Here is a 12,491-nt window from a genome sequence, read left to right on the forward strand (position 1 = left end):
TTTTTGATACTAGACTAAAAATTTACTGCTTCACTATTTTTCGAACCAGTTTTTGATTTCCTTCTGAAACTTGTAATATATATATACCACTTGCCAAGCCAGACAAATCCATTTCTCTGGTATAGCTGTATACATTTTGATCTTGTGTTTTTAATATCAGTTGGCCAAGTAAATTATAAAGTACATAATCTATGTTTCTCTTTCCTTCAAATACAGACGTAATTTTAATGATGTCTGATGCGGGGTTGGGGTATACGTTTACAAACAAGGTAGGGGAAGAAGCTGTGATATTGATGTTGTCTAAATAAAATGTATTTATTCCTTTCGAAAAAGATACAAACTTTATTCGCATACCTGCATTATTGGAATAGGTAGATAGGTCTATTTCCGTGGTTTGCCATTCGTCTGCTGTAGGTTTAAATAAAGACCGTTGTTGATTCGTACTTGTAAAGTCGTTTCCATACAAGCGTTTAATTAATACCCAGTTATTAGAACAACCTTGTGTTACATACACACCAATACTGTCGGTTTGTCCATTTTTTACTTTGGGGCTATAAGCCCAATCAAAGAATAGTGTAGGCGATAGTACAGTTTTTAAATTAAGGTAAGGAGAAATATAACTCACTGAATACTTATGCGTATTTGGAATGCTCTCTACATATACACTATCATTGGTAACCGAAGTACAATAACCTCCTTTATCAAAAGCACTGTAGTTATTTAATTCAAATCCTTTTGTGTATGTGCTACTGCTGTTGGGGTTGATGCTACTCCAACCATCTGAACTGATGTCGCTATCTTCAAATGACTTTGCATAAGGAGCTGCTAAAATTGTTCCGGTGATGTTGCAACAACCCAATGAAGAAAATAAGGCATAGCGTCTTGCACTAAATTCCATAGTGCTGCGCATACGCGATTTCTGATCTTGAGTAAATAAATTCATACATCCATCATCCGAATAATCCATATAGTTTTGGATCATGCGTGATGGAGTACATACAACCGAACCACTGCCGGTGGGGATATTACTACAAAGCGGAACAGCTGATGTGAATGCATTTCCACAAGGAGGTGTATCCGCACAATAATCGGTTAGCGAACAATCACCACTATTGTAATCGCCCCAAGGGTGAGATAAGCCAAACCAATGGCCAACTTCATGCGTCGTAGTTCTTCCTAAATTATATTTCGATTGTAAGTTGCCAATCGTTCCAAAGGCTGTATAATCAATCACTACGCCATCTGTCTCTGCTACTCCATCGTTTGGGTCTAATCCTGTAATGCTAGAAGATCCGGGTTGTTGCGCATAGCCTAATACATTACCACTAATATCGCAGACCCAAATATTTAAATATTGATCGCTGGGCCAATACGTTAATGAGCTCAGCAAACTTGCATCATACACACCATAGCTTGCTTTATTGTTGTAGGTACGCGTAATACCAGAGGTATAATTTCCAAATGGGTCTCTGTTGGCAAGGCAAAATTGCAATTTGACATTTGCCGCAATGGGTAGATAGCCTACTGGCGTATTAACTTGATCTGCATTGAGGCGTTGGTAATCGTTATTGAGCACTGTAATTTGAGATTGTATTTGTGCATCACTGATGTTTTTGCCACCAATTGTGCCACTCAATACATCATGTACAACATGTATCACAACGGGTATGTGAATAACGGTATCCGTGCTTGCACTTGTTCTCAACGAATTTCGTTGGAGTTGCCCCAACTCCTTTTTGAATGCATTTATTTGCTTAAAAGCTTCTGGCTTCGTTGCTTTTAAATGTTGCATGTATTCCTCCGAACCGCATCTGCCGCCTGTTTGTGACCAGCTATTAAAGCAGATACATGAAAAAAATGTTAAAAATAGTACTATCGATTTCATTCGTTTTTCTTTTCTTCTTTTTCGTAAGCTTCCAAAATACTTTCGACAAGTTTGTGACGCATCACATCTTTTTTATCCAGCTCAATCATGGCAATACCTTTTATCCCTTTCAAGATTTTAGTTGCCTCAACCAAACCCGATTTTTGATTGCGGGGCAAATCGATTTGAGAGCCATCGCCTGTTACCACCATTTTGCAATTATTACCCATACGTGTCAAAAACATTTTGATTTGCATGGCCGTAGTATTTTGCGCTTCATCTAATAAAATGAATGCACCGTGTAAGGTACGTCCACGCATATAGGCAAGAGGCGCAATTTCAATAACGTTGTTTTCGTAATAATATTTCAGCTTTTCTGCCGGAATCATATCTTCTAAGGCATCGTAAATAGGACGCAAGTAGGGATCGATTTTTTCTTTTAAATCACCTGGTAAGAAACCCAAACTTTCGCCTGCTTCAACAGCGGGTCTGGTAATAATGATTTTTTTAATCTCTTTATTTTTTAATGCACGTACTGCAAGTGCAACCGAAATATAGGTTTTACCTGTACCTGCAGGTCCCAATACAAACATGAGATCATTATCACGAATACCCGTAACAATCTTTTGTTGATTGATGGTACGTGCTTTAATAATGATTCCTTTATTGCCATGCAAAATAATGTCGTCATCTATGTTGGTACTAGCAGTACTGCCTTCGCCAACCACTAGGCCATGCTGCGTAGCTAATTCATCCGAACTTAAAATGGAACGTACATATTTGTCGTCCAGATACCCATATTTATGAAAGTATATTTGCAAGGTATCAATCACATCCGCTATGCGTTGAACTTCCAACATACTGCCAATGATTTTTATTTCATTGCCGCGACTGATAATCTTCGACTTTGGGAAAGCTGTAACCACTTCATTGATATTCTTATTATGAACACCCATGAATTCTGCAATCGGCAGATCTTCTAGATTAATTATTTTTTCTACAACCAATTCTATTCTTGTTAATGTTAGAACAACACGATAAAAAAATGTATTTTTACTTTACAGATTTACCGTTTTTCGCTTTATAATCAAATATACTAAAAAGACAGATTGGTTTATGGCAATTATTACTTTTATGTCGGATTTTGGCTGGCGTGACCCTTACGTCGCTTCAATTAAGGCAAAAATTTTGTCGCTCAACCATAACGTGCAAATTGTTGATATTTCGCATGAGATAGAGCATTTCAATATACCGCATGCAGCGTATGTAATGCGCAATGTTTTTAGAGATTTCCCCAAAGGTACCGTACATTTGGTGTGTGTCAATACTCCCATGACGGGCAAGGAGAAAATGGTCGCCATAAAATTAGAAGAGCATTATTTCGTGGGCATGGATACGGGTTTCTTCTCCTTGCTGAGCGATAAACTTCCAACTGTAATTGTTGAATTAAGAAAAGACGATAAATACGCACCAGTTTTCCCCGAGCGAAGTACGCTAGCTACCTCAGCTGTGTCTTTGGCGAGTGGTAGTTCCATTTACAATATGGGTGTCGAATTAAAGCAATTGGGTTCAATGATGTTGCCGCAAGTGAAGGTTACTAAAAATCAAATCTGGGGCAAAGTCATTCACATTGACCATTACGGTAATTTGATCACCAACATTACCACAGAGATGTTTGATAAAGTGCATGACGCTCGTTCCTATACGGTGATGTTTTCCAGAGAGCAGTTAGAAATTATTTCTACCACTTATAATTCGGTAGAAAGCGGGGAGTGCGTGGCAGTATTCAACAGCAGCGGCAACCTGGAGATAGCGATTTGTCATGGCAATGCAGCAGAACTGTTGGGCTTGCAGTATGACAGTCAGGTACAGATACGGTTTGTAGATTAGTCTCTAGTAAGTACAAAGTATGGAGTACAGAGTACAAAGTACTGAATCAGCAACATCAGCTTTATACCTCAGATGTACATTAGCAATAGACAGTCGGGTACTTTTAAATTTCTAGAGGTGGCTTGTTCATATTCATTCAAAAAAATAATTTTATCCTAATAATCAATACTTTGTACTCTGTACTCCATACTTTGTACTTTCCTCCTTTGCTTTTCCGCAAAATATCCTTACTTTTGCATCCCTACATAGAAGATGTAGATCGCTTCTGCGAAGATAATGCCTGGATGGCGGAACTGGTAGACGCGCACGACTCAAAATCGTGTACCGTGAGGTGTGTCGGTTCGATTCCGACTCTAGGTACAATTAATGACTAAAGCCACTGATAATCAGTGGCTTTTTTGTTTTTGTTGTCAAAATGTTGTCAGAAATAGTGTTAATTTAGAAGGTTTCTACATAAAATATAGTGGAATGCTATAGAATTATATAGATTACAACATTAATAATAAAACATTCTAATAGCTTTTTGGACGTAGTTTATGAATTTCACATTATTTTTTATCAATCACCATATAAGTTAGTATAAAAGTTGGTACTCAATTATGAGCAAACGATTTTGTATTTTGCGAAAATTAAATACAAGAGAAGGATTTAGACGAGATGAAATTTATAGATTTATTCGCAGGACTTGGGGGGTTTCATAAAGCATTGCACGAACTTGGGCATGAATGTGTCTTTGCGAGTGAACTTAATCCTGTACTAAGAGAGACATACAAAATGAATTGGGGAAAGGATATAAATATTCAAGGCGATATCCGAAAAATTGTAGAAAATGATATTGATAGTATACCGAAACACGATATATTATGTGCAGGGTTTCCTTGTCAGCCATTCTCTAAGGCCGGTAAACAAATGGGTAGAGAGGATGAAAGAGGTACATTGTTTGATGAGATTATAAAAATATTAGAACATAGGACTCCTACATATTTTATTTTAGAAAATGTGCGATTTATTGCAAAACATAATAATGAAGAAACTTGGAATGCGATGAAAGCAGAGTTTGATCGATTAGGATATACAGTAGATCATAGAGATTATTCACCACATGAATTTGGAATTCCACAACATAGACAACGTATTTTTATCGTTGGTTCGCTAATTGGACTTGAACATTTTAGTTTTGATAAAGTTGATAAGAGTAGGAAAGCAGTAATAGAACTAGAAAAATTTCTTGAAAGTAATCCTACTGATGCAAAGAAATTATCTAAAGCTAATCAAGATTGTATAAAACTTTGGCAAGAACTTATTGATTCTGTTCCCAAAGAAGTTAAAATACCAGGTTTTCCAATTTGGGGGATGGAGTTTGGTGCAACTTATCCTTTTGAAGAGAGTTTTCCGCATCTTCTTTCAGAAATGGAATTGGCACAATACAAAGGTAATTTCGGATGTAGTTTAAAAGGAATGACTAAAGAACAACAATTAGCTAATTTACCTAGCTATGCAAGAGTTGAGAATGATTTCCCTGTTTGGAAAAGAAGGTATATTAAACAAAGTAGATTGTTTTATAAAGACAATAAAAAATATATCCAAGATGTGGTTTCTAGAATTGCGACTCTTCCGTCTCAAAGTTGGCAAAAATTAGAATGGAATGTTGGAGATGGAAAACGTAAAATTAATAATTATATAATTCAGTTTAGAGCTTCAGGTATTAGAGTAAAGAAAGCTGATTTTTTTCCATCGCTAGTTTGTACTAATACACAGATCCCTATAATTGGTTGGGAGAAAAGATATATTACTAAAGTTGAAGGATTAAAATTGCAATCATTGACAGGTTTGAAATTACCTTCAAATGATAATGCAGCATTTAAGGCTCTTGGAAATGCTGTTAATTCAAAAATAGTAAAATTAATAGCTACACAACTTTTAATAGATAATAAATTAAATACAGTTGCAAATCCAAATAATCAGTTACCCTCAAAACTCCATGGAAAAGCAAGATAAAGTAAGCATAAGGCCTCAAGTAACTATGCTATCTGTTCTCAAATATTTGGAATATGAAACATGGTTTGCTTTAGCTGAATTTATTGATAATGCAATTGCAAGCTATCTTAAAAACAAAATTGCTTTGAAAGATGTTGAAGGTGATAATTATAAGCTTGAAGTTAGAATTGAAATTAATGAATCTGATAACAAAATAACAATTAGAGATAATGCAGCTGGTATAGGTCAATCCGATTATTCTAGAGCTTTTAGAGCCGCTGAAATACCTCCAGACAATACCGGTCTTTCTGAATTTGGAATGGGGATGAAATCAGCCGCTTGTTGGTTTGCGGATAGTTGGTGTGTTACATCTACTTCATTAAATGAAGACACAGAGAAGAAAGTGTGTTTTGATATGAAAAAAATTTTTGAAAATAAAATTGAAGAACTCGATGTAGAAGTAAATAGCTGCAATAAAAAAAATCATTATACAATTGTTGAATTATTTGATGTTAATAGAATGCCAAGAAGAAGAGGCATTGGAAAAGTAAAAGATCATTTAAAAAGTATTTATCGAGAATTTATTCGGAACGAAGTTTTAATTTTGAAAGTTGATAATGAAATATTATCCTTTGAAGACCCTAAAATTTTATTGGCACCAAGATACGATGCCCAAACAGAAGAAGCGATATCATGGAGGAAAGAAATTAAATTTGAAATATCAGAAGGTTTAAGCGTTTCGGGTTTTGTTGCAATAAGAGAAAAGGGTTCTACATCTGAAGCAGGATTTGCTTTATTCCGAAGAGGTAGAGTAATTGAGGGTAGTTATGATAATGGATTTAGGCCAGATTTTATTTTTGGTGCCCCCAATAGTTACCGTTATCAACGAGTTTTTGGAGAACTTCATTTGGAAGGGTTTGATGTAAACTTTACAAAAAAAGGTATTCATTGGGATGAAAATCTTGAGTTGTTTTTAAGAATCTTAAAGGATGATATTAGTAGTAAAGAATTTCCACTTTTACAGCAAGCAGAACAGTATAGAGCTAGGGCTTCTGAAAAAGAATATAAAGGTGCTAAAAAAGCATTGGATGAAACAGTTGATGATTTTGCTAAAAGAGCCCCTCAAGTTGTAGCAGATATTGTTAACGCTCCCCAAATAGTTTCAGAACCAGAAAAACAAGAATTAATAAAGACTGAAAAAACGCTTCATAGAGAGTTTGATATTCGTTTTAATAAGGTTAATTGGCGAGTATCAATTGAACTTTCATATGATACGTCCTTAAAGGAATTCATTGAAGTAGGCGATAGTTTCATCAAAGATAAATCAAAAGAAGATTCTGAAAGACAAATTGGTATTCGTCTTTCGCTTACGCATCCTTTTATGGTCGAATTTGCTGGGACTGATACAAATAAAATCGAACCAATTCTCCGTATTGCAGCAGCATTTGGTTTATCTGAAGTGATTGCAAAAGGAAGTGGTGTGAAAACCCAAGGGGAAGTAAGACGTAATTTCAATGAATTGATTTCAAACTTATCACGATAAATTATTAAGATGAAAAATGAAATAGCCGGAAAAGGAAATAGAAAACCACAATTGGATATTCCTGTTGGTCTAATAAATCTTGATCCATTAAACCCAAGAATTGTCCCTTATACTGAAGGTAATAAGGATCTTACAGAGTTTGATTTAACATCAATTTTATACAAGCATTTCGATACTCAGGTTATTGCATTGTCTTTAGTTGCAAATGGATATTTTGATGAAGAGCCAGTAATACTGGTGCCTAATAAATTGCCGGAAGGATTCGAATTTTCAAAATATCCGAATGTTGATGACTTAACAAATCAACTGAAACAATATGTAGAAAAAGGAGAAATTAAATTTACTGTAGTAGAAGGTAATCGAAGAGTTTCTACTATAAAAATATTGACAAATTCAGGCCTACGCGAAAAGATTTTCTCGGATAAAAATTATCCTGAAATACCAAGTAAAGAGATTTTAGAGGATATTTCAATTATTCCATGTATAATTTACGAGAATAGAGAATCAGTGTCATCATATTTAGGAGTTAGGCATATTGCTGGACTTTTAAAATGGGAGGCATTTGCGAAGGCTTATTATATAGCAGATACAATTGAAAAGGAAAAACAAAAGGGTAGAAGTGAACTTGAAGCATTACAGCATGTTCAGCAAATTGTTGGTGATAGGTCAGATACTATAAGAAAACAATATATAACATACAAACTGTTTCTTGAAGCTAGAGATGATTTAGATTTTGACACAAAGCCTTTAATAGAAGATTTTTCTCTCATGACAGTTCTCTATAATTCTCCTGCAATTAGAGAATACATGAAAGTTGAATCATATGCAAAAGTAAATTTAGATGAAAGAATTGTTCCCATAAAATCTCTACCAGAATTTACAAACATTTTGACTTGGATTTTTGGTAATTCAAAGACTGGAGAAAAAGCAATTTTGACAGATTCTAGAAATATAACTAATCAGTTAAGTTACGTTGTAAATAATGAGACAGCACGAAATTATTTGATTGAATTTAAGGATTTAGATGGAGCATTTGAAAGAACTAATGGTGAAAAGGAATTTCTTTCAAAAAATCTTATAAAAGCTACTCGAGCTATTCAAACCTCACTCCAATTTGCATACAAATATAAGAAAGACGAAGAGTTATTAAAACAACTAAAATCATTAGAAGAGTTAATAGCAGTGCTTAAAGAAAACTTACAATAGTTATGAGTGAGTATGTTGATTTTAAAAGAGGATTTGAGATTGAATGGCTTGAGTTAAATCTGTTAAATACAAATAGACCAATGTCTAAATCTCTAATAATTAGTTTAGCTCCAGATATTGATGAAACTGAAATAGATAGTTTGTTTAAAGAAATGCGATTCAGGGCGAGTCAATTAACTAAACCTTATTTTAGTATTGAATCAAATATCATTTCACCTTTAGCTGCCAAAGAAGAAATCCCTGAATATTATCTTTGTATTTATTATTCATTCTACGGTGCTGCGAATAGTCCTGTTGGTACTAAGCTTTTTGAAAATATATCTGCTCAGGCTTTGAAAAATTTTATAGGAGGTGAGGTTTACGCCTTAGGTTTTCCTGCTGGCAAAGGTTTGAACATTTACTTAGATGAAATCTCAAAATTGTGTTTTGAAACTAGAGGTCGAAGATCTGATGGAACATATAAAGACGATGGAGTAGATGTTATAGGATATAAGTTGTTTGGCGATAACAGGTCATCTAATATATATGTACTATTACAATGCGCTGCAGGAATTCATTGGAGACAAAAAAAGAAAATTGAAACTGGTAGATGGAGGCAATATATTTATTGGTATGATGAAAATATCATATCATCTATTTCAACCGTAGACTATGTTTCTAAAGATGATTGGGAAAAACAAGCATCTTCGTTCGGCCTTTTATTTGATAGAACTAGAATTTATAATTCGTTATATTCTAAGCCAGTTCTTACTGAACTAAGAGATTCTGTTTTACATTGGGTTGGATCAATTTAATAAATATTTTTATGTCTGAACAAATAGAAATTCAAGAAGTAAATCAAAATGGTATTTGGAATCCTTTTGTAGGAGAAGAAACAAATGAACTGCTTCGAAGTAAGGGGTTTACCAATACCGATGGAACATTAAATGAAAATGGAGCTAGGATACTCGATGAAACATATAGAATCATGCAGGTTTGTGGTAATCCTAATGATGCAACAAACAATGAAACAGGGATTGTTATAGGATATGTTCAAAGTGGCAAAACTCTTTCATTTACAACTCTTACAGCACTTGCTAGAGACAATAACTATCAAATTGTAATTGTAATAGCAGGTATTTCCAGCAATTTAGTAAATCAATCTACTCAAAGATTAGCAAGTGATTTGAGATTAAATACTCGTTATGATCGGAAATGGACTTTATTACAAAATCCAACTAGAACAGAAGATTTTGAAACAATCGAAACTTCATTAGCTCAATGGGTAGACCCAACATTTCCAAATGAAAGATGTAGGACTGTATTAATAACAGTAATGAAAAATACATCTCACTTAAATAATTTATTAAATATTTTACAAGGTCTTACTTTAGCAAATGTTCCAACTTTAATCATTGATGATGAAGGTGATCAGGCTAGTTTAAATATTAGAGCTAGGTGGGCTGCTAGACAGAATATTGATATTGAAGATTTAACCGAGAATCAGGTATCAACAATATATAGAAGGATAAATGCTATTAAATCAATTTTTCCTCACAATACATTTTTGCAATATACAGCTACACCACAAGCAAATTTATTTATTAATATAATGGATAGATTGTCTCCTAACTTTATAAAGTTGCTTACGCCTGGAAAAGAATATACAGGGGGAGTAGAGTTTTTTATAAATCACACGAATTTAGTGATTGAAATTCCTCAGATTGAAATTCCAACACATGATAATATTCTGTATGAAATACCAGATAGCTTATTAGATGCATTAAAGATTTTCTTTTTAGGTGTAGTTGCTGGAGAAATTCAAAATAACCATAGGAATAGGACTATGCTTGTTCATCCTTCAAGATTGCAGGGAGATCATAATGAATTTACTAATTGGATCCGTACTACTTGCTATAGTTGGCAAAGATTATTGTCAGGTAGCGATAATGAAGAGAAGAGAGAATTAATAGAAAGCTTTAAAAATTCATATAGCCAACTTCAACAAACAGTTGAAAATTTACCTGAATTTGAAATTTTAACAGGTATTAAGTTAATTCATGCTATTCGTTATACTCAAATAGTAGAAGTGAATTCACGAAACGGATCAACACCTCAAATTAGTTGGCAAGATTTTTATTCTTGGATTTTGGTTGGAGGTCAATCCATGGATAGAGGATTTACGGTAGAAGGTTTGACTGTAACTTATATGCCAAGAAATATTGGAACAGGAAATGTTGATACGATTCAACAAAGAGCAAGATTTTTTGGTTATAAAAAAAACTACTTAGGCTTCTGTCGTGTATTCCTTGATCAAGTGACAATTGATTCTTATAACTATATTGTTGAACACGAAGAAGATGTTCGTAATAGGTTAATAGAATTTGATATTGATAACAGCCATCTTAATGATTGGGAAAGAGTTGCTGTTTTAGATCAAATGTTGAATTTAACAAGAGCAAATATTTTATATGACGATGTTGAAAGAGATAGATTTGGGAATGATTGGTTTCGCATTAATGCTCCTCATGATACAGAAGAGTATATCAAAACAAACAGAAACTCTATTTTTGAATTTTTAGAAACACAAAGTGCCTTTTTCTCTGAGGATTCTGGCCATATAAATCGAACAGATGATCAAAAGCATTTACTTGCTAAACTTTCGTTGAAAGACTGTTTAGAACATTTATTGAATAAGTTGAAATATACTAGAGAAAGTGATTCTGCTACTTATTCTAGTTTAAGAGGAGTATTAAAAAGATATTTAGAGGGATATCCAAATGAAGAATGTTCTGTTTATTTAATGAGTGCAAATAGCTTGACTGATTGGAAAAGAAGGAAACGTAAGCTAGATAGAAATGACGAAATACAACAACTATTTCAAGGTCGAAATCCTCGAACTGGAGAAGTCATATATCCAGGGGATTCAGAAATAAAAGATGAAAATGTAATAACTATTCAAATTCATTTACTTGATTTAAGAGACACTGATTTCGTAAGTGTTCCAACGGTTGCAATTTGGATACCTGAAAGAATGGGTAAAGATATAATTCGACAAGTATGAATTTAATTGAGTTATATGATGAATTAATTATTCCAAGTACGACTGGAGATGTTTTCACAGCAGTTCCTATTCCTGAGTTTCCTCAATTTAGAGTTGCGATTAATTCTGAAGAAAGTCCAATTATTTTGCTTTCAATTAATGATCCCATTAAGGATGTTTCACTCAAGAATTTCAGATTAAAACATCTACAGCTTCAGCAAAATATTAATTGTAAAATTATCGAAGATGAAAAAGTTAGTTTTCAAATATTTACTGTAATAACATTTACCAATAGTGATCGAAATTTGCAGGAATATTTTTTTAAAATTTCTGAAACATTAATAAAAACCATTGGTGGTAATCCAACACAGCAACAACTAATTTCCTCATTAAATAAATTTGTTGAAGTGTTTCGAGCATTAACTGATGTTCCTAAAAAAACGGTACAAGGGCTTTGGGCAGAGTTATTCTTCATTGAAAATGGCACCGACTCTAGTACTTTATTGAATTATTGGCATCAAATACCTGAAGAAAAATTTGACTTTAATGCTGGAAAAGAAAAAGTTGAAGTTAAAAGCAATACTAATTTTGATCGGATTCATATATTTTCCTCTGAACAGTTAAATCCACCCCAAGAAACTCAAGTATTAATAGCTTCCATTTTTGTTCGGCAAAATACTAATGGGAAAAGCATTCAAGAATTGGTTAATAATATCACTAATAAACTAAAGAATGATTTTGAGCTTATAGATAAGTTAAATAGCATTGTTTGCAACACATTAGGTAATACAATTGAACAGTCAATTATGATGAAATTTGACTATGGAATTGCTAAGGATTCATTGTTATTTTATAAGCACCAGGATATACCGAAGATTGAAGAATTAAATATTCCTAATCAAGTTTCAGAAGTTAAATACAAATCGGATTTGTCATGGGTCACATCCATTTTCTGGGGAGCAACTGGTTTAGGCGAATAATTTAGACAA

At 33.6% G+C, this 12,491-nt stretch carries 9 protein-coding genes and 1 tRNA gene; 8 read left to right on the top strand and 2 right to left on the bottom strand.

Annotated elements, in window-relative coordinates:
- Positions 1-22 precede the first annotated feature (22 nt).
- Both Q0543_RS00815 and Q0543_RS00820 read right to left on the bottom strand, forming a co-directional pair.
- Complete coding sequence (locus tag Q0543_RS00815; protein WP_299247712.1) at positions 23-1,885, bottom strand: T9SS type A sorting domain-containing protein; 1,863 nt, start codon at positions 1,883-1,885, stop codon at positions 23-25.
- Positions 1,882-2,871, bottom strand: coding sequence for a PhoH family protein (locus Q0543_RS00820; RefSeq protein WP_299247714.1), 990 nt, complete (start codon positions 2,869-2,871; stop codon positions 1,882-1,884). Before Q0543_RS00820 ends, Q0543_RS00815 begins: the two co-directional genes overlap by 4 nt.
- A 109-nt stretch (positions 2,872-2,980) precedes the next feature.
- On the opposite strand from Q0543_RS00820, the gene Q0543_RS00825 reads away from it, so the two are divergent.
- The 8 genes from Q0543_RS00825 (at position 2,981) to Q0543_RS00860 (ending at position 12,482) form a co-directional block, all read left to right on the top strand.
- Positions 2,981-3,754, top strand: coding sequence for an SAM-dependent chlorinase/fluorinase (locus Q0543_RS00825; RefSeq protein ID WP_299247717.1), 774 nt, complete (start codon positions 2,981-2,983; stop codon positions 3,752-3,754).
- Positions 3,755-4,032: 278 nt separating this feature from the next.
- Positions 4,033-4,114 (top strand) — tRNA-Leu (locus Q0543_RS00830).
- A 297-nt stretch (positions 4,115-4,411) separates the two neighbouring features.
- Positions 4,412-5,752: a DNA cytosine methyltransferase gene (gene dcm / locus Q0543_RS00835; protein ID WP_299247720.1), complete on the top strand. Its 1,341-nt coding sequence runs from the start codon at positions 4,412-4,414 to the stop codon at positions 5,750-5,752.
- The gene (locus Q0543_RS00840) at positions 5,736-7,274 is read left to right on the top strand and encodes an ATP-binding protein (RefSeq protein WP_299247721.1); all 1,539 of its coding nucleotides are present in this window, start codon (positions 5,736-5,738) and stop codon (positions 7,272-7,274) included. Before dcm ends, Q0543_RS00840 begins: the two co-directional genes overlap by 17 nt.
- A gap of 9 nt (positions 7,275-7,283) precedes the next feature.
- Positions 7,284-8,480 carry a hypothetical protein gene (locus Q0543_RS00845; RefSeq protein WP_299247723.1) on the top strand — a complete coding sequence of 399 codons (1,197 nt, stop codon included), beginning with the start codon at positions 7,284-7,286 and terminating at the stop codon, positions 8,478-8,480.
- A 2-nt stretch (positions 8,481-8,482) separates the two neighbouring features.
- Entirely contained in the window at positions 8,483-9,274 is a 792-nt protein-coding gene (locus tag Q0543_RS00850) for a hypothetical protein (protein ID WP_299247725.1), read from the top strand.
- 11 nt (positions 9,275-9,285) lie between these two features.
- Positions 9,286-11,523: a Z1 domain-containing protein gene (locus Q0543_RS00855; protein WP_299247728.1), complete on the top strand. Its 2,238-nt coding sequence runs from the start codon at positions 9,286-9,288 to the stop codon at positions 11,521-11,523.
- A complete protein-coding gene (locus tag Q0543_RS00860) occupies positions 11,520-12,482 on the top strand; it encodes a PD-(D/E)XK motif protein (RefSeq protein WP_299247731.1) in 963 nt (320 codons plus the stop codon). The genes Q0543_RS00855 and Q0543_RS00860 overlap by 4 nt, the downstream gene beginning before the upstream one ends.
- Positions 12,483-12,491 lie beyond the last annotated feature (9 nt).

Origin of the sequence: uncultured Cytophaga sp. (genome assembly GCF_937863595.1) — a bacterium.
In the GTDB taxonomy this organism is placed as follows: Bacteria; Bacteroidota; Bacteroidia; order Cytophagales; family Cytophagaceae; genus Cytophaga.